Here is a 19,089-nt window from a genome sequence, read left to right on the forward strand (position 1 = left end):
TAACAAAGAGTAGAATTCAGCCCTTTGTCATCAATACTTTAGATGCAGTTTGAGGTGCTTAAACAACATGATTGACAGTAGTTGCATGATGCGTCTGATCATCCAGCGTCGCGAGATAGTCGAGCGGGTCGGCGACGACCGCGGCGGCGACCGGTACCACTGCCGCGCTGTGATCGGCGCCCGACGCATCGGCGTGGATGCCATTCTGCTGCGTGGCGAGATAGTGCGAGAGCACATCTTCCAGTTCGCCGCGCCCTTCGAACAGTTCGTAGGTGGCGAGCCCGATCGCCGCGCCATCGCCCGTCGCGGCGACCGCGGGTGCGGTGGCGAGATGGGCATCGGCGGTCACCGCGTGCGTATCCAGTGAAACCACATCGGGTTCGATACTGTAGACGGGTGCGACCGCATAATGGACCATCGCCGAGGCATTGTCGCCCGGCACGTCGATCGTGACGGTCAGAGTCGTGGTCGCGGCGACTCCATTGGGCTGCACCAACTGGTAGGTGAACGAGTCGGTCAGGTCGGTGGTCGAATAGGCCAGCGTCGTACTCGGCTGGTAGACGTAATGGCCGACCTCATCGACGGTCAGCGTGCCGTGCGTGCCGTTGATGACGAGCGGGGTATTGCCGACCTCCGTAAAGGTGCTGCCGGTGGCGACGCGGACCGCGACGAAGCTCGAATGGGCGTCGTCGTTGGCGAGCAGGCTGCCCTCCACCGCTGCCGGGCTGACGACGACATGGCGGTCGAGCAGCGTCGTCGTGCGGTCCAGCGTGACGCTGGTGTCGAACCGCGTGCCGACCAGCGCGTCGGCGGCGAGCGTATAACGGTAATTGCCCGCCGGCAGGTCGTTGAGCGTGAAGCTGGTGCTGGCGCTGCCGACGCCGGCCAGCGCCAGGTTGGTGATCGTCTGGGTGGTGCCGGCGGTGAGATTGGTCAGCGTCAGCGTATAGGTAGGGGCGACGCTGAGCAGGCCTACCGTGGAGGCGCGGATGGTGATGTCCGCATCGGTGTTGGGCGCGATCGAGAACGTATCGGTCCGCTCGCCGTGCGAGCCGACCGCGACCGGCAACAGCGGCACCTGCACCGCGGGGGTCGCGGTGAAGCTGTAGGTGATCGGCGCCGCCGCCTCGACGACGTTGGCATAAGTGACCGGCGCCACCGCGACATCGGCGACGCCGACCGGCGCGCCGGTGATCGCGCCGCTGCCGACGGTGATCGACAGATTGGCGCGCTCCACCTCATTGTCGCTAGGGTCGATGATCGCATAGCTGAAGACGTCGGTACGGCCGATCGCCGCCGCATTCGCATCGGGCGTGTAGCTGTAGCTGCCGTCGAGGTTGATCACCAGCGTGCCCCATTCGCCGTCGACGACGGTGCCGTCCGCGGTGACGGCGACGGTCGCGCCGGTGACGGTGTTGGTGACGCTGGTCACGTGCGTGCCGGGCGAGACCACGTCGACCGCGCCGCCGACGCCGGGGTCGGTGATGACGTTGCCGGTCGCCGCGACCGGGCGCACCCCGCCGACATCGGTATAGTCGATATCGGTGCCGCTGACCGCGAGGCTGCCGAGCAGACCGACGCCGACGCCGAGCCCGCTTTGATAGGTGAGGAAGGCGCGATATTCGCCGGGCGTGAGCGTCTGGCTGGCGGTGAGGTTGCCGTTCAGCAGGCCGAGTTCGAGCAGAGAGCCGCCCGGAGCGCCGTTGACTGCAACCCATTGCGTGCCGTCGAAGCGCTGGACGACGACGCTATAGCCGCTGGTGACGCCGATGTTGAGCGTCGCGTCATAGGTGAAGCTGGCGGCGAGGTTGTGGCCGTCCTGCACGGTGAAGCGGACGCTGGGCGTGCCGAGCACCTGCGCCTGCAGGTTGAGCACGCCGGCGGAGACCAAGGCGAGGTAGTTGGCGCTGCCGATCGCGGTGGGCGCGGCGGCGACGACGGGGAGGAGGTCGATCGTCGCCGTCGCGGCGTTGCCGAACGCCTGGATATCGAACGGCGCGACGACCGTCGCGGCGCCCGAGACGTTGCCGGCCGCATCGGCCAGGGTCACCGCCAGCGTCGCGCCGGCGACCTGCGGCGTGGTCAGCGTGACGGTGAAGCTGCCGTCGGCGCCGACGACGCCGTTGCCGAGGACGCTCGTGCCGCTGCGCACCTCGACGCGGGCGCCGGCCTCGCCGGTGCCGGTGAGCGTCGTGCCGGTCGGGTTGACCGCCAGCGCGGCGGGCGCCGCGGGCGCGGTGATGTCGGGCGCGACGACGGTGATCCCGGCCGAGACGTTGCGCGCCGCGTCGGTCTGCACCGCGGTCAGCGTCTCGCCGTTGCGCTGCGGCGTGGCGAGGGTGACCAGATAGCTGCCCGAGGTGGTGACCAGCGCGGTGCCGAGGTCGACGCCGCCGGCACGGATCGTCACGGTCGCGCCGGGCTCGCCGGTGCCGGTCACCTGACTGCCGGCGGCGATCACCGTGGCGGTCGGCGCGGCGGGCGCGGTGATGTCGGGAGCGAGCGCCAGGACCGACGTGGCGGGGCCGTTGGCGACTGCCTGCACGACGGTGAGCGTCTCGCCGTTGCGCTGCGGGGTGGACAGGCCGATCGTGTAGGTGCCGTCGCCGGCCGCGGTGACCGTGCCGAGCGCGGTGCCGTTGAGCGTGACGGTGATCGCGGCGCCGGCGGCACCGGTGCCGGTCACGGTGGTGCCGTCGGGCGATACGGTGGCGGTGAGCGGGGCCGGTCCGGCCAGCAGCGGTGCGCCGGCGGTGGTGGGGATCGAGACGTTGCCGCTGGTGTCGCTCTGCGTGACGGTCAGCGTCTGGCCGCCGGTCTGCGGCTGGGTGAGCTGGACCGTATAGCTGCGATCCGGGTCGACCACCGCGGTGCCGAGCGGCACGTTGCCGGCGCCGAGGACGGTCACGGTGGCGCCGGGCTCGCCGGTGCCGGTGACCAGGACGCCGTCCGCCGTCACCGTCGCGACCGGCGCGGCGGGGGGCGTGGTATCGGGGGCGATCGTAGCGGTGACCGGCGAAACGCCGCCGCCGTCGCTCTGGCGGACGCCGAGCAGCTCGCCGTTGGTCTGCGCAGTGGCGAGCGCCACGGTGTAGCTGCCGTCGGCGGCGGCGACGGTACGGCCCAGTTCGGTGCCACCCGGAGCGGTGACGACGATGGTCGCGCCGGCTTCGCCGAAGCCGCTGACGCTGGCGCCGCCGGCCGCGACGGTCGCGGTGGGGGCGGCGGGGGCGACGAGGTCCGGCGCGGTGAGCGCGAAGCCCGGCGACGTGTTGCCGGTGGGGTCGGCCTGCCGGATGGTGAGCGGTTCGCCGTCGATCTGCGCGGTGGCGAGCGGGATCGTGAAGCTGCCGTCCGCCGCGACCACCGCGGTGCCGAGCACCGTGCCGGCGGCGCCGGTGGCGGTGACGGTCGCGCCGGCCTCGCCGAAGCCGGTGATGCTCGCGCCGTCGCCGGCGACCGTGCCGGTGGGGGCAAGCGGTGCGGTGGTGTCGGGGGCGGTCGCGGTCGCGACGGGGGAGGCGTTGCCGCCGCCGTCGACCTGGATCGCGGTGAAGCCTTCGCCGTTCAGCCGTGCCGGCGAGAGCGGGACGCTGAAATTGCCCGCGGCGTCCGCCGTCACGGTGGCGACGAAGCCGCCGGGGCCGGTGACGGTGACGGTCGCATTGGCCTCGCCGATGCCACTGGCGAGCGTGCCGTCGCCGGCGATGGCGAGCGTCGGCGCGGCGGGCGGCGTGATGTCGGGGGCGAGCGCCGCGATCGGCGGCGAGACGTTGCCGCCGCCGTCGGTCTGGGTGGCGAGCAGCCGCTCGCCATTGGCCTGCGGGGTGGAGAGGGTGACGGCGTAGCTGCCGTCGGCGGCGACGACGGTGACGCCGATCGGCGCACCGGCGGGATCGGTGACGACGATCCGCGCGCCGGCCTCGCCGGTGCCGGTGACGGTGGTGCCGTCGGGGGAGACGGTCGCGGAGGGCGCGGCCGGCGCGATCAGGTCGGGCGCGGTGACGGTGCCGGGGAGCGAGACGTTGCTTGCGGCATCCGCCTGCGTCGCGGTCAGCGTGCCGCCGTTGTTCTGCTGCGGGGTGAGCGTGACGGTGAAGCTGCCGTCCGCCGCGACGGTCGCGGTGCCGAGCGCGGCGCCAGCGGCGTTGGTGATCGTCACCACCGCGCCGGCCTCGCCGGTCCCGGTCACGACGGTGCCGTCGCCGTTGATCGCGAGCGTCGGCGCGGCGGGCGCGGTAAAATCGGGCGCGGTGACGGTGACGGTCGGCGAGACGTTGCCGGTCGCGTCGGTGAGCGTCACGCGGATGCTCTCGCCGTCGATCAGCGCGGTGGCGAGCGGCACGTTGAAGCCGCCGGTGGTGTCGACGGTGCCGGTGCCGAGCAGCGTGCCGGCGGCATCGCGGACCATGGCGATCGTGCCGGGCTCGCCGGTGCCGCTGACGAAGGTGCCGTCGACGGCGACGCTGGCGACCGGGGCGAGCGGTGCGGTGAAGTCCGGCGCGACCAGCGGGATCGCGGGCGAGACGTTGCCGGTGCGGTCCGCCTGGGTGACGGCGAGCACTTGGCCGTCGACCTGCGGCGCAGACAGCGTGACCGCATAGCTGCCGGCGGTGGTGACGGTGGCGGTGCCGAGCGACGTGCCGTTGAGGTCGCGCACGACGATCGTCGCGCCGGCCTCGCCGGTGCCGGTGACGACGGCGCCGCTCGGATCGAGCGTCGCGGTCGGTGCCGCCGGGGCGGTGAGGTCGGGCGCGATCGCGGTGGTCGGCGGCGAAGCGCCGATCGCGTCGCTCTGAGTGACGAAGACGGTCTCGCCGTTGACGCGCGGGGTGGCGAGGGCGACGCTGTAGCTGCCGTCGGCCGCGGCGATGCCGGTGGCGATGACGGTGCCGGTGGCGCTGTAGACGGTGATCGTCGCGGCACCCATCGCGCGTCCGGTCACCGCGGTGCCGTCGCCGGTCACCGTCGCCGACGGCGGCATCGGGACGACGCCGGGGGCGAGGTCCGGCGCGGTGGCGCTGACCACCGGCGACACGTTGTTCGCCGGGTCGGTCTGGCGGACGGTGAGCACCTCGCCATCGACCTGCGCCGACGACAGCGTCGCGGTGTAGCTTCCGTCGGCAGCGACGATGGCGGTGCCGATCTCGAGCCCGACAGGATTGCGGATCGAGATGGTCGCGCCGGCCTCGCCGGTGCCGGTGACCGACAGGCCATCGCCGCCGACCGTCGCGGTGGGGGCGAGCGGTGCGGTGATGTCGGGCGCGGTCAGCGCGACGGTGGGCGAGGCGTTGCCGGCTGCGTCGCTCTGGCCGACGACGAGCGTCTGGCGGTCGACCTGCGGGGTGGCGAGCGTGACCGAATAATTGCCCTGCGCGGTGACGGTCGCGGTACCGAGCAGCGCACCCGCGCCGTCGCGGACGCTGACCGTCGCGCCGATCTCGCCGGTGCCGGTGACGATGCTGCCGCTGGCATCGAGCGTCGCGGCGGGAGCCGCCGGCGGGGTGAGGTCGGGCGCGGTGAAGGCGAGCGGCGGCGAGGCGTTGCCGGCCGGATCGGTCTGGACGACGGTGAGCGCCTCGCCGTTCGCCTGCGGGGTGGCGAGCGTGACGGCATAGCCACCGTTGGCAGCGACGGTGTCGCTGCCGAGCACGGTGCCGTCGGCGGCGGTGACGGTGACGGTCGCGCCGGGTTCGCCGACACCGATCACGGTGCTGCCGCCGGCGGCGACGGACGCGGTCGGTGCGCCGGGCGCGGTGAAGTCGGGTGCGGTGATCGTCGTCGCGGGCGAGGCGTTGCCGGTCGGATCCGCCTGCGTGACGGTGACGGTCTGGCCGTCGCCTTGCTGCGCGGTCAGCGCGACGGTGTAGCTGCCGTCCGGCGCGACGAGCGCGGTGCCGAGCGGATTGCCGGTTGCGTCGCGGACGGTGACGGTCGCACCGGCCTCGCCGATGCCGGTGACGCTGTTGCCGTCGGGCGCGACGGTGGCGGAGGGCGCGACGGGCGCGGTGGTGTCGGGGGCAGCTATGCCGGTCGCGGCGGACACATTGCCCGCGCCGTCCGCCTGGGTGACGGCGAGCGTGCCGCCGTTCGCCTGCGGCGTGGCGAGCTGTACGGCATATTCGCCGGACGCATTGGCGGTGGCGGTGCCGATCGCGGCGCCGCCGGCGTCGCGGACGGTGACGGTCGCGCCTGCCTCGGCGGTGCCGGTGATGATCTGGCCGGTGGCGTCGATCGTCGCGCTCGGCGCGGCGGGGGCGGTGAGATCGGGGGCGATCGCGGTCGCGGGCGGCGACACCGCACCGGCGGCATCCGCCTGGGTGACGCGGATCGTCTCGCCGTCGAGCCGCGCCGGGGTCAGCGTGACGCTGTAGCTGCCGTCGGCGGCGGCGGTGCCGGTGCCGATCGCAACGCCGTTGGCGTCATAGAGCGTGATCGTCGCGCCGCCGACGGCGACGCCGGTGACTGCGGTGCCGTCGCCGGTCACCGCCGCGGTCGGCGCGGCGGGCGGGACGTCGACGACCAGATCGGGCGCGGTCGCAGTGGCGACGGGCGACAGGTTGCCGGCGGCATCGGCCTGACGGACGCTCAGCACCTCGCCGTCGATCTGGGGCGTGGACAAGGTGGCGGCATAGGTGCCGTCGGCGGCGACGGTGGCGGTGGCGATCACCGTGCCGAGCGGATCGCGGATGGTGACGGCGGCGCCCGGCTCGCCGACGCCGCTGACGCTCGCGCCGTCGGCGGCGATCGTGATGGTCGGCGCGGCGGGCGCGGTGAGGTCGGGCGCGGTGAGCGGCGTCGCCGGCGAGGCGTTGCCGGCGGCGTCGGTCTGGGTGACCGCGAGGCTCTGGCTGTCGATCTGCGGGGTGGCGAGGACGACCGCATAGGCGCCCTGTGCGCCGACGGTCGCCGTACCGAGCGCGGTGCCGGCGGCGTCCCGCACGACGATCGTGGCGCCGGGCTCGCCGGTGCCGGTCACGGTGGTGCCGGTCGCGTCGAGCGTGGCGACCGGCGCGGCGGGCGGCGTGATGTCGGGCGCGGTCAGCGCGAGCGGTGTCGCCTGATTGCCGGCGGCGTCGCTCTCGCGCACCGTCAGCGCCTCGCCATTGGCCTGCGCCGGGGTCAGCGCGACGACGTAGGTGCCGTCGGCACCGACCAGCGCGGTGCCGAGCACGGTGCCGGCGGCGTTGACGATGGTGATGCGTGCGCCCGCCTCGCCGGCGCCGCTGACCGAGGTGCCGTCGCCGGTGATCGTCGCGGTCGGCTGGGCCGGGGCGGTGAGATCGGGAGCGACGGTGCTGGCGGTGCCCGAGGCGTTGCCGGCGGCGTCGGTCTGGCGCGCGTCGAGCCGCTCGCCGTTGACCTGTGCGGTGGCGAGCGTCGCGCTGTAGCTGCCGTCGGCGGCGACGGTGGCGGTGGCGAGTATGGTGCCGGCGGGATCGGTGATCGTGACGCGGGCGCCCGGCTCACCGGTGCCGGTGACGACGGTGCCGGTGCCGTCGACCGCGACGGTCGGTGCGGCGGGGGCGGTGATGTCGGGCGCGGCGACCGCGACGGTCGGCGAGACGTTGCCGGCGGCGTCACTCTGGCTGACGCTCAGCGCGCCGCCATTGGCCTGGGGCGTCGACAGCGTGACGGTGTAGCTGCCGTCGGCGGCGACGAGCGCGGTGCCGAGCACGGTGCCGGCGGCGTCGCGGACGGTGACGGTGGCGCCAGCCTCGCCGCGGCCGCTGACGGTCGCGCCGGTGGCATCGACCGCGGCGGTGGGCGCAACCGGGGCGGTGAGGTCGGGCGCCTGGATGACGAGGGTGGGGGAGACGTTGCCGGCGGTGTCGGTCTGGGTGACGGTGAGCCGCTCGTTGTCGATCCGCGCCGGGGCGATGACGACGGTATAGCTGCCGTCGGCGGCGACCACGGTGGTGGCGATCACGGTGCCGGCGGCGTCGCGGACGGTGATGGTGGCGCCGGCCTCGCCACGACCGGTGATCGCGGCGCCGTCGCCGCGGACGGCGGCGACGGGTATGGCGGGGGGCGTGGTGTCGGGTGTGCCGGTGCCGACACCGGTCCCGGTGCCCGGATCGGGCGTCGGTGTGCCGCTGCCGGCGGCGCTGGCGTCATCGCCGCCGCCGCCGGCGATCGCGACGATGCCGCCGGCCGCGGCAGCGCCGCCGAGCAGCATCGCGGGCAGCGCCAGCGACGACCCGCCCTCGCCCGCGACGGCGGTGAGGTCGGCGAGGTCGCGCAGCGATGCGAAGCGCGGGACGCCGCCGCTGCCACGCGCCACCCAGAGGTGGCCGTCGGGCTCGCGCAGGACGAGGTCGTTCGCCACCGTCGCATTGGCGGGGTAGAAATCGGCGATCCGTACGGTCTGACCGTCAACGAGGCGGACGACGAGATCCTGACCCTGGCGATCCATCCCGGCGATCTGGGCACGCGTGAGATCGAGGCGGACGATGCTCGGCGCGTCGAGATCGACGCTGTTGCCCGCGACTTCGTTCACGGCGCCGGTCGCCTTCGAGATCACTTCGACGTTCATGGCCTATTCCTCTACTGGCACTTCGCTGCACGACATCGTCCGTGTCGGACCGAGGTGCGATTTAATCTATGCTAGTAAAGTCGGCTCCCAAGCCGAAGCTGCTTCGATACCGATATCGGTTTGAAATCCTGTTGTCGGTTCCGCGCCACACTCTAGCCTGATCAACAGAGAGGAGAGAGGCGCGGACCATGAATCCTGAAGCCGAATACTTGCGCCGCCGGGAGTTGCACGAATTGCACATGGCGCGGCGGGCGCAGTGCAAGCGGGCACGGCGGGTGCATCATCATCTGGCCGCCATCTACGCGACGCGGCGTGCCGACCTCGGTCCGGCGTCCGCAGAGGTGCTTCGCGTGCCTGCACCGTGGCGTGCGTGGCGCGCCTTTTGGCGGCTGGTGTGGGATTGAGCGGAACGTGCCGGGCGCTCGTTCGTCCAATGCTGCGAACGCATGGATGGGAGCGAATCGGCAATGGCGATCTTCAACAAGGACATGGTCGAACTCGCCGGCCGCAACGACCTTTGGCAGAAAGAGGTCTATCGCGACGCCAAGGTGCAGATCGTATTGATGGCGATCCCTGCCGGCGAGGAGATCGGCATGGAGACGCATCCCGCCGACCAGACGACCTTCATCGTCGAGGGCGAGGCGCAGGTAGTGATCGACGGTCATTCGACCAAGGCGACGCCCAACCACCTCGTCGTGGTGCCGAAGGGCGCACAGCACAATATCGTCAACAAGGGCGCGGGCGCGCTCAAGCTGTTCTCGGTCTACGCGCCCCCGGCGGAGCCGGAGGGTGCCGCCTTCAAGACCAAGGCAGAGGCGGAAGAGGCCGAGAAGGGTCTGCTCGCCAAGGCGGTCGATGCGGTAAAGGATGCCGTCGGGCATTAAGCCCGGACGGCATTTCCGGAGACGTCGCTCCATCGGGGGACTCGCGGTCCGCCAATGGAGACGATTGTCATTTGATTTTTAGCGGGCTTGGTTGCATCCACCACCGCGCGGCACGAGTGTCGATCGGAGCGGAGGTTCGCGCATGGATATCGACAACGCCGTCCGTCTCGACGAGGCGCGGCACCTGATTTCGCAGGCCCTGGAACTGGCCGTGGCAGCCGACGAGACGCTGGCTGCCGCCGAGCTGGAGCAGGCGCTCGACACGGTGACGCGCCGTGCCGACGCGCTGCGCTTCAATTCAGAGTCGCCCCCGCGGCGCCCGTCCGCGACTCAATGATCGCCTGACACGCTTCGGCGGCCATGACGAAGCCCGCCTCGGTCAGCGTGACCCTGCCGTCGCGCTCCATGACGAGATCGCGATCGACGAGGACGTCGAGCCAACGGCGGGCGACCGGGCCGGAAACGCCCGTGGCGGTGATCAGCGGCGGCACCATCATCGCCTGATCGTCGGCGGCGAACAGCGCGTACAGCAGGTCGATCGGCGGGTTGTTGACGAATTCGGCCGGCATCACCGATCGTAGCGCGCTGCGGGCGGCAATCAGATCGCGCGCCACCCCGCGCAATTGTTCCAGCATCACCGGCGAGCGTGCGGCGATCGCTCTGGCCCAGAAGTCTACAAGGCGCGCTTGCGGCATGGCTCCCAGTCCTCTCTTGATTATCTTGATGCCTCCGTGCCGGAGGCAGCGCGGTGAAACAACCTATAACAACTGATTTGGATCAAATACTTAGTTAATGTCATCATAATCAGACAATTCGATACCAGATCGCGTCTTGCGCGAAGATTTCCGCCGCGGTGCGGGTGTCGCCGTCGGCGAATCGGATCGTCGCGTCGGGCACCGCGGTGCCGCGGACGAGCGCGGCGACATGCAGGCTGCGGCCGCCGGTGCTGCGGGTGAAGGCGAGGATGCGGTCGCTGCCCTCGACCGTGGCGGGCCGATAGTCGCCGTCGGCGAACAGCGCCGGATCGGCGCGGCGGCGGGCGAGCAGGGCGGCGATCAACCGCAGCTTGCCCGGGACCGCATCGCCGCCGAGCAACGCCGTGCGCGCAGCATAATCGACCGGGCGGCGGTTGTCGGGATCGACGAGGCTGAGGTCGGCGAGTTCGGTGCCCTGATAGAGGTCGGGCACGCCCGGCACCGTATAGCGCAGCAGCGTCTGTACGAGCGTGTTGGCGCGGGCCGCGGGCGCCAGCTTCGCGACGAAGGCGGTGATCTCGGCGACGAAGCGCGGATCGGCGAGATAGGCGTCGATCAGCGCGGCGGCGGCGGCCTCATAGTCCTCGTCGGGCGCTTCCCACGACGAGCGGAGCTTGGCCTCGCGTAGCGCCTTCTGCTGCCATGCCTTGAGCCGGTCGGCGAAGTCGCCGGCCGCGCCGTCCTCGGGCCAGGCGCCGACGATCGTCTGGAGCAGCATGTAGCGATCGCCGCCGTCGACGTCGTGATCCCAGCCCCATGACAGCGCCTCCCACGCCTCGACCCGCGCGCGCCATGCGTCGGGGATCGTGCTCAGGACCGCGAGCCGGGCGCGGACATCCTCGCCGCGCTTGTGGTCGTGCGTCGCGGTGGTCAGCATCGCATGCGGCACGTCGCGCGCCCGATCGGCCATGATCCGGTGGAAGGCGTCGACGGGCACGCCGAGAATCGTCGCGTCGAAGCCGACGTCGTTGCGCGACAGCAATCGGCCCGAACGGTAGAAGGCGGTATCCTCGACCGATTTGGCGGCGATCGGGGCGGATAGCTGCTGGAAGCGACGCACCGCGTCGGCGGCATCGCCCGAAGATCCCTGCGGCCCCTCCCCGGCGAGCCAGGCGAGGATGCGGTCGACGACATGCGCTTCGCCGGGCGGGATCAGCCACGACACGCGCTCGCGGACGAGGCCGCGGATCGCCGCGTCCTGCGGCGCGGCGGCGCTGCCGGTGCCATAGGTGCGATAGACCGGGAACACCCAGAGCAGCCGCTCGATCGCGCGGCGCAGCATCGCCGGGGTGACCGCCTCGTCGTCGTTCAGCGCGACGAAGGCAGCGACGCAGGCGTCGAGCTGGCCGGAGAATTGCCACGCGAGCAGATCCTGCCGCGCCTCGAACTCCTCCGCCTCGAACCCCTGATAGCGGCCGCTCACCTCCTGCCACAATTCCTCGAGCGGCAGCGCGCCGAGCGGGTCGTGGATCAGTGTCGCGACCTGTTCCATGAAATCGTAGCCGCTGGTGCCGTCGACGCCCCAGCCGAGCGGCTGGCCTTCGCCCGCACCGAGGATCTTCTCGATGACGATCCAGGCGTCGGGGCCGAGCCGCTCGCGCAACGTGCGGCAATAGCCGATCGGGTCGGTGAGGCCGTCGACGTGATCGATGCGGACGCCGTCGATCAGCCCCTCGTCGTAGAGGCGGAAATACAGCGCGTGCGTCGCCTCGAACACCGCGGGATCCTCGATGCGGACGCCGGCGAGGTCGTTGACGGTGAAGAAGCGGCGCCAGTTGAGTGCGTCGTTGGCGACGCGCCAGCTCGCCAGCCGGTAATGCTGGCGGTCGAGCAGCGTGGCGAGGTCGCTTTCCTGCACGTCGGGGCGCAGCGGGAAGCGATGCTCGCCGTAAGCGACGATCGCGTCGCCTTCGACCGCGAGGTCGCCGTTGGCGATCGTCGCCGCAAGCGTGTCGCCGAGCACCGGCAGCAGCAGCCGCCGCGACCAGTCGATATCGAAGAACCGGGCGTAGGCGCTCGCCTGTCCGTTGGCGAGCACGTCGTTCCACCAGGCGTTGCCGCCGCCGGCGACGCCCATATGGTTGGGGACGATATCGATAACGACGCCCATGTTCCGCGCCTTGAGCGCGGCGACGAGGCTGCGGAAGCCGTCCTCGCCGCCGAGCTCGGGGTTGATGCGGGTCGGATCGACGACGTCATAGCCGTGCGTCGAGCCCTTGGCGGCGACGGTGATCGGCGAGGCGTAGAGATGGCTGATCCCGAGATCGTCGAGATACGGCACCAGCGCCTCGGCATCGGCGAAGGTGAAGCCGGCGTGGAACTGCATGCGATAGGTGGCGCGGGGCGTCATGCGGAACTCTTTGCTGAAAGGAGGGCGGCGCGACGCGCGACCTCGGGCCGGGCGAGCAGCGCCTCGGTCGTGTCGGGCATGCGGCGGCGCCAGTTGGGATGTTCGTCCGTGGTGCCGGGCAGGTTGGGCTGTTCGGCGATGCCGACGAGGTCTTCGAGCGGGACGATGGTGAGTGGGCAGGGTGCCTGACGCGTGAAGGCGATCGCGGCGTCGATCGCCGGTGCGGCGTCGTTGGGGACCGGACCGGCGGCGACGCCCGCCGTGGTACAGGCGGTCCACAGCGCCTTCTTCTCGCCGATGCGGCGCAGCCGGTCGGCGGGTTCGTCGCTTCCGCTGCGCTTCAACTTGTGGTTCCAGGTGATGTCGCGGCCCGTCCACCAGCCCGCGAGCGTCGCGGTGTCGTGCGTGCCGGTCATCGCCACCGCCTGCGCGTCCCACCCGCTGGAGGGCGTGAAGCCCGTGTCGTCGCGCTCGAAGGGGAGGACGCGCATGCCGAGCATGCCGCGCTTCGCCATCGTGTCGCGGAAGCCCGGCGGCACGGTGCCGAGATCCTCGCCGATGACGATCGCCCCGGCGCGATGCGATTCGAGCGCGAGGATGCGCAGCAGGTCGGCGAAGGGCATCGCCAGATAGGCGCCGTCGCTCGCCTTGCCGCCGTCGGGGATGACCCACAGCCGCTTGAGCCCGAGCGCATGGTCGATGCGCAGGCCCCCGGCATGGCGGAGCGCGGCGCGGACGGTGCGGATGAAGCCGTCGAAGCCGGTCCGGCGCAGCGCGAAGGGGGAGAGCGCGGTGATCCCCCAATTCTGGCCCTGCGGCCCGAGCGGATCGGGCGGCGCGCCGATCGACAGGCCGGTCAGCAGATCGTCGCGGCGGTTCCAGCCGTGGCTGCCGCCCGCGTCCATGCCGACCGCGAGGTCGGCGATCAGGCCGATTCGCATGCCGGCATCGCGCGCCGCCGCCTGCGCCTGCGCGAGGCTGGCGTCGGTGAGCCATTGCAGGAAGGCGTAAAAGGCGACGTCCGGCGCGTGATCCGCGACGAAGCGGGCGACCGCGGGGCCGGCGGGGTCGTGATAATCGGCGGGCCAGTCCTGCCAGCCGCGTGCCTGCGTGGCGGCGAAGAAATGCGCGTGCAGCGCGTCGAACCGGGCGTGTTCGTCCCAGTCCGGGCGGGCCGCGCGAGCGGCGTCGAAGCGGGCGCGCAACCCGGCCGGCGCGCGATCGAAGGCGGTGCGGAGCTGCGCAAGGCGTTCGGGCCAGCCGGTCTGCCAGTCTATCAGCTCGCCACCGACCGGGCCGGCGTCCGTCACGCCGGCAAGGGCGGGGTCGGCGAGGAGCGCGTGGTGGAACAGCCGGCTCGACGGCGCATAGGGGCTGAACCGCGTCGCATCGGCGGGGAAGAGCGCATGCGTCGGGCTGATCGCGAGCGTGTCCGCACCGGCGTCGGCGAAGGCGCGCGCGGCCTCGGCGAGCGTGCCGAGGTCGCCGTACGGTGCCGGTCGCGACCCGCGCAATGCGGGGATCTGGACCGCCGGCCCCCAGCTATGACCGGGCGGCGGCGCGATGCAGCGCGGCGGCGCGATGGCGAGCGTGACGACACCGCCCGCGGTGTCGAGGCGGTGATAGCCGGGCTCGGCGATACCGGGGATGGTGCCGTCCGCGGCGATGGCGACCGCGCGGGTGGTGCCGTCCTCGAGCATCAGGCGCGCCGCGCCGGGCTTGGCAGCAGTCGCGACCGGGCAACCCGTGTCGCCGGTGACGAACGGCACGCCGTCGACCCGCGTGTCGAGCGTATCGAGGATCGCGCGCAGCACCGCATCGTCGACGCGGTGCCGGCGGCCGTCGGCATCCTCCCATTCGGCCTGCAGCCCGGTGGCTTGGGCTTCGGTGGCGAGGTCGGTCATCGCATCCCCCCTCGGAACCCCGGCGAAGGCCGGGGCCCGGTTGGGAAAGTCGTGCTTATGACGCGATGCGCTTTGTGCGTGGCGTCTCCCAACTGGGCCCCGGCCTTCGCCGGGGTACTGAGATGGGTTCGCGCAGAGGCGCAGAGAACGCGGAGTGGGTCACGCGGCGTAGCCGATGTCGTGGCCCTGTCATCCGATCCGATGAAGCGGGATTCACGCGAAGACGCGAAGACGCGAAGAAGAAGGGCGGGAGCCCGCCCGTGCGGGACACCTTCGCGTCTTCGCGTCTTCGCGTGACCATCATCTTCGTAAAAAGGGCTGCCGCCGGCCCCGATCCCTCTGCGTCCTCCGCGCCTCTGTGCGCCCATCATTTCGCGATCCACGCGCGGAAGCGTTCGCCCTCGGCGTGCAGCAGCTCGCCTTCACCCTCCGGCAGCGGCGCCGGCTGATAGGCGAGATCGAGCGCGATCGTCAGCACGCTGCCGTCGCCGAGCCGCCAGCGCGCGGTGACGGCCGCCTCGCCCGTCGCCTCCGCCCCCAGCGCCTTCGCCCCCGCCAGATGCGGCGCGATCGCGCTCCGACGCAGCGCGATCAGGTCGCGGATCAGCGTCCGCCAGCCGTGCGCATCCGGTCCCGGCTCGGGGCGCGAGCGCTCGAACGTCTCGGGCGCATTGGGATCGGGGATGCGCTCGCGCGCCGCCGGGTCGGCGAAGGCGTCGAACTTGGCGAATTCCTTGCGCCGCCCCTCGCGCACCGCGTCGGCGAGGTCGTCGTGGAAATCGGTGAAGAACAGGAACGGCGTCTCGCTGCCTTCGGTGTCGCCCATGAACAGCATCGGCACCTGCGGCCCGAGCAGCAGCAGGGCGGTCGCGGCACGCAGCCGGGCGGTGTCGGTGAGGACGGTGAGCCGCTCGCCGAGCGCGCGGTTGCCGACCTGATCGTGGTTCTGGAGAAAGGCGACGAAGCGCGTCGGCGACAGATGCGCACTCGGCGTACCGCGCGGTGTGCCGTCGTGATTGGCCGAAGGTTCGCCCTGATAGATGAAGCCTTCGGCGAGGCAGCGCGCCAGCCGCTCGGCGGGCCTGTCGGCGAAGTCGCTGTAATAGGCGCTGGTCTCGCCGGTGAGCAGCACGTGGAGGACGTTGTGGAAATCGTCGTTCCACTGTGCGTCATAGCCGCCGTCGTGGAGGCGCTCGGCGTCGTTGCGCTCGTTTTCAAGGACGAGGTGGATGTGGCGATCGGGGAAGGCCGCGCGGATCTCCGCCGCCATCGCATCGAGGAAGTCGGTGTTGTCGATCGCATGGACCGCGTCGAAGCGCAGCCCGTCGATGCGATAGTCGCCGAGCCACATCAGCGCATTGTCGACGAAGAAGCGATGCACCGCGTCGCGCTCGACCGCGACCGCGCCGCCCCAGGGCGTATGGACGTCGGCATCGAAGAAATCGGGGGCATAGGCCGACAGGTAATTCCCGTCGGGGCCGAAGTGATTGTAGACGACGTCGAGGAAGACCGAGAGGCCGAAGGCATGCGCCTCGTCGACCAACGCCTTGAGCTCGGCGGGCGCGCCATAGGCTTCGGCGGGGGCATAGGGCAGGACGCCGTCATAGCCCCAGTTGCGCGTACCGCCGAAGGCGTTGACCGGCATCAGCTCGATCGCGGTGATGCCGAGCGCGGCGAGCGTCGGGATCTGGTCCATGACGCCGCGAAAGCCGCCGAGCACGCCGGCGTGCAGCTCGATCAGCACCGTGTCCTCCCACGGCCGGCCGCGCCAGTCGGGGACCGTCCAGGCGTAGGCGGGATCGATGACGAGGCTCCAGCCGTGGACGCCGCCCGATTGTGCGCGGCTCGCCGGATCGGGCACCGCAAGATCGTCGAGTCGAAAGCGGTAGCGGGTGCCGGCCGGGGCGTCCGCGGTGGCGACGAACCAGCCGTCGTCCTCCGCCGTCATCGCGGTCGATGCGCTGCCGTCGATCTTCAGCGTCACCGAGTCGCACGCCGGCGCCCAGAGCGCGAAGCGCGTCCGCCCGTCGTCGAGCAGCTCGGCGCCCCAGCGGCGGCTCATGCCGCATCCTCCTCGAAGGTCAGCGTCCAAGTGACCAGCACCGCGCCCTGCGGCGCCACCTCGTAGCTGTCCTCGATCGCCAGCTCGCCCTGCTCGGGCCTAGCGCTGTCGATCAGCACGGTGCGGCCGGCATGCGGCGGCGGCAGGTGGAACGTCACCGGATCGGCCGAACCGTTGATGAGCAGCGACACCGCCTCGACCTCGCCCGCCTCGTTGCGGCTGGCGCGGCGCATCATCAGCGCGCGACCCTCGGGGTTCTGCCAATCCTCGGGGCTCAGCCGCTCGCCGCGCTCGTCCCACCATTCGACGTCGTTGATGCCGTGGCCTGGCGAATCCTGCCCGTAGAGGAAGGTCGCGGCGCGCAGCACCGGATAGCGACGGCGCAGGTCGGCCAGCCGCGCGACATAGTCAATCTGCGTCTGCCCGGCCTCGCTCGCCGCCGCCTGCCAGTCGAGCCAACTGATCTCGTTGTCCTGGCAATAGGCGTTGTTGTTGCCCTGCTGCGTCCGCCCGAATTCGTCGCCGGCGACGAGCATCGGCGTGCCGAGCGAGGCGAGCAGCGTCGTCAGCATCGACCGCTGGACGCGGCCGCGCGCGTCGTTGATCGCGGGATCGTCGGTCGGGCCTTCCTGGCCCCAGTTGCGTGAATGGTTGTTGTCGTGGCCGTCGCGATTGTCCTCGCCATTGGCCTCGTTGTGGCGCTCTTCGTACATCACCGTGTCGGCGAGGGTGAAGCCGTCGTGCGCGGACAGCAGGTTGATGCTCGCCCACGGCCGGCGCGAGCGGCGGTCGAACAGGTCGCCCGAGCCCGCGAGCCGCGCGGCGAGATCGGCGCGCTGGCCGGCGTCGCCGCGCCAGAACTGGCGGACGGTGTCGCGATATTTGTCGTTCCACTCGGCGAAACCGGGCGGGAAATTGCCGAGCTGATAGCCGCCGGGGCCGACGTCCCACGGCTCCGCCATCAGCTTGAGGCGACCGAGCACCGGATCCTGCCGCACCACGTCGAAGAAGGCGGCGCCGGGGTCGAAGCCGTCGTCCTCGCGGCCGAGCGTCAGGCCGAGGTCGAAGCGGAAACCATCGATGCCGAAGCTCGTCGCCCAATAGCGCAGCGAATCGGTCACCATCTGGATGACGCGCGCCTTGCTGAGGTTGAGCGTGTTGCCGGTGCCGGTGTCGTTTATCGAATAACGCGGCTGATCCTTGACCAGCCGGTAATAGCTCGCATTGTCCAACCCGCGCCACGACAGCGTCGGGCCTTTCTCCGAGCCTTCGCACGTGTGGTTGTAGACGACGTCGAGGATCACCTCGATCCCCGCCTTGTGCAGGCGGTGGACGGCGCGGCGCAGCTCGTCCTGGCTGTCGGTCGACATATAGGCCTGTTCGGGCGCGAAGAAGCCGAGCGTGTTATAGCCCCAATAGTTCTTCAGGCCCTTTTCCTGCAGGAAGCGGTCCTGCGTGAAGCTGTGAATCGGCAGCAGCTCGAGCGCGGTGACGCCGATCCGCTTGAGATGCGCGATCACCGCGGGATGGCCGAGCGCGGCATAGGTCCCGCGTTCGCGCGGCGGGACCAGCTCCATCAGCTTGGTCAGGCCCTTGACGTGCGCCTCGTAGATCACGGTTTCGGACCAGGGCGTGTTGGGCTTGGTGTCGCGCGACCAGTCCCAATGGTCGTCGACCACCACCGCCTTGGGCATCGCCGGCGCGCTGTCGCGCTTGTCGAAGCTCAGGTCCTCGCGCGCGTGGCCGACCTTGTAGCCGTGCAGCGCATCGGTCCATTTGATCTGGCCGTGCAGCCGCCGCGCATAGGGATCGAGCAGCAATTTGTTGGGATTGAAGCGATGGCCGTTGTCGGGCTCGTAGCGGCCGTGCGCGCGATAGCCGTAGATCAGGCCGGGCGCGGCATCGGGCAGATAGCCGTGGAACACCTCGTCGGTACATTCGGGCAGCGTGATCCGCTGAAGCTCGCGCTTGCCGGAGGGATCGAAGACGCAGAGTTCGATACGATCGGCATTGGCGCTGAAGACCGCGAAATTGACGCCGAGGCCATCGAACGTAGCGCCCAGCGGATAGGGCGAGCCCGGATCGAGCCGGTCGGGCAAGGCATGCACGTGTTGGAAACCCCCATGATGATCGTCGCTGCGCCAAACGCAGGTGCGGCATGGAAGCTCCCGCGCGAAAACGCGGGCGGCGCGCCGGCGGTCGGGCCGGCGCGCCTGCACGGGTCAGCGCTTGGCGAGCGGGTCGATGCCGGCGCCGCGCCACTGGCTGAGCGATTTGCACTCGCGGCGGCGGATGTGCGAGCCGGTGACGTCGTCGACCAGGCAGACGCGCGGATTATAGTCCGGGCGCGCCATCGTCGCGGCGGCAGCCGTTGCCGCGGTCGCGACGGGGGTGGCCGATGCGGTGGGCGTCGAGGCGGGCTGCGGCGCGGCGGTGGTCGACAGGAGCGCGGCGGCGATGGTGGTGATGAGCATGATGTTCCTCCCAAGGACACAGCCCGATGTGGCTGTACCCGTAGCAGTGCATTATGCATGCCAAACACCTCATAGGAGGGCGGCGGGCGTTTTCGGGGCTGTTTGCGCCGCGTGGCGCGCCAAC

General features: G+C 71.2%; 10 protein-coding genes. 3 read left to right on the forward strand and 7 right to left on the reverse strand.

What is annotated here, in order from left to right:
• Nucleotides 1–58: 58 nt before the first annotated feature.
• Complete coding sequence (locus AC07U4_RS14055) at nucleotides 59–8,536, reverse strand: BapA/Bap/LapF family large adhesin (RefSeq protein WP_495195775.1); 8,478 nt, start codon at nucleotides 8,534–8,536, stop codon at nucleotides 59–61.
• A 188-nt stretch (nucleotides 8,537–8,724) separates the two neighbouring features.
• Here AC07U4_RS14055 and AC07U4_RS14060 point away from each other — a divergent pair, with 188 nt between their 5' ends.
• The 3 genes from AC07U4_RS14060 (at nucleotide 8,725) to AC07U4_RS14070 (ending at nucleotide 9,757) form a co-directional block, all read left to right on the forward strand.
• Nucleotides 8,725–8,940, forward strand: a complete 216-nt coding sequence (locus AC07U4_RS14060; RefSeq protein ID WP_137898288.1) for a hypothetical protein — start codon at nucleotides 8,725–8,727, stop codon at nucleotides 8,938–8,940.
• 63 nt (nucleotides 8,941–9,003) lie between these two features.
• Nucleotides 9,004–9,420, forward strand: a complete 417-nt coding sequence (locus AC07U4_RS14065) for a cupin domain-containing protein (protein WP_038667084.1) — start codon at nucleotides 9,004–9,006, stop codon at nucleotides 9,418–9,420.
• 142 nt (nucleotides 9,421–9,562) lie between these two features.
• A complete protein-coding gene (locus AC07U4_RS14070; protein ID WP_038662491.1) occupies nucleotides 9,563–9,757 on the forward strand; it encodes a hypothetical protein in 195 nt (64 codons plus the stop codon).
• Here AC07U4_RS14070 and AC07U4_RS14075 read toward each other — a convergent pair.
• The 6 genes from AC07U4_RS14075 to AC07U4_RS14100 all read right to left on the reverse strand — a co-directional run bounded on the left by AC07U4_RS14075 (nucleotide 9,714) and on the right by AC07U4_RS14100 (nucleotide 18,965).
• A complete protein-coding gene (locus tag AC07U4_RS14075; RefSeq protein WP_156143815.1) occupies nucleotides 9,714–10,115 on the reverse strand; it encodes a hypothetical protein in 402 nt (133 codons plus the stop codon). The genes AC07U4_RS14070 and AC07U4_RS14075 overlap by 44 nt on opposite strands.
• A gap of 109 nt (nucleotides 10,116–10,224) precedes the next feature.
• The gene (gene treY, locus AC07U4_RS14080; RefSeq protein WP_495195776.1) at nucleotides 10,225–12,525 is read right to left on the reverse strand and encodes a malto-oligosyltrehalose synthase; all 2,301 of its coding nucleotides are present in this window, start codon (nucleotides 12,523–12,525) and stop codon (nucleotides 10,225–10,227) included.
• Complete coding sequence (gene malQ / locus AC07U4_RS14085) at nucleotides 12,522–14,429, reverse strand: 4-alpha-glucanotransferase (protein WP_495195777.1); 1,908 nt, start codon at nucleotides 14,427–14,429, stop codon at nucleotides 12,522–12,524. Before malQ ends, treY begins: the two co-directional genes overlap by 4 nt.
• 367 nt (nucleotides 14,430–14,796) lie before the next feature.
• Nucleotides 14,797–16,491 carry a malto-oligosyltrehalose trehalohydrolase gene (gene treZ, locus AC07U4_RS14090; RefSeq protein ID WP_495195778.1) on the reverse strand — a complete coding sequence of 565 codons (1,695 nt, stop codon included), beginning with the start codon at nucleotides 16,489–16,491 and terminating at the stop codon, nucleotides 14,797–14,799.
• Complete coding sequence (glgX, locus tag AC07U4_RS14095; protein ID WP_495195779.1) at nucleotides 16,488–18,599, reverse strand: glycogen debranching protein GlgX; 2,112 nt, start codon at nucleotides 18,597–18,599, stop codon at nucleotides 16,488–16,490. The genes treZ and glgX overlap by 4 nt, the downstream gene beginning before the upstream one ends.
• Nucleotides 18,600–18,713: 114 nt before the next feature.
• Nucleotides 18,714–18,965, reverse strand: coding sequence for a hypothetical protein (locus AC07U4_RS14100; RefSeq protein ID WP_495195780.1), 252 nt, complete (start codon nucleotides 18,963–18,965; stop codon nucleotides 18,714–18,716).
• Nucleotides 18,966–19,089 lie beyond the last annotated feature (124 nt).

The organism is Sphingomonas sp. GW821-FHT02B09, assembly GCF_059421875.1.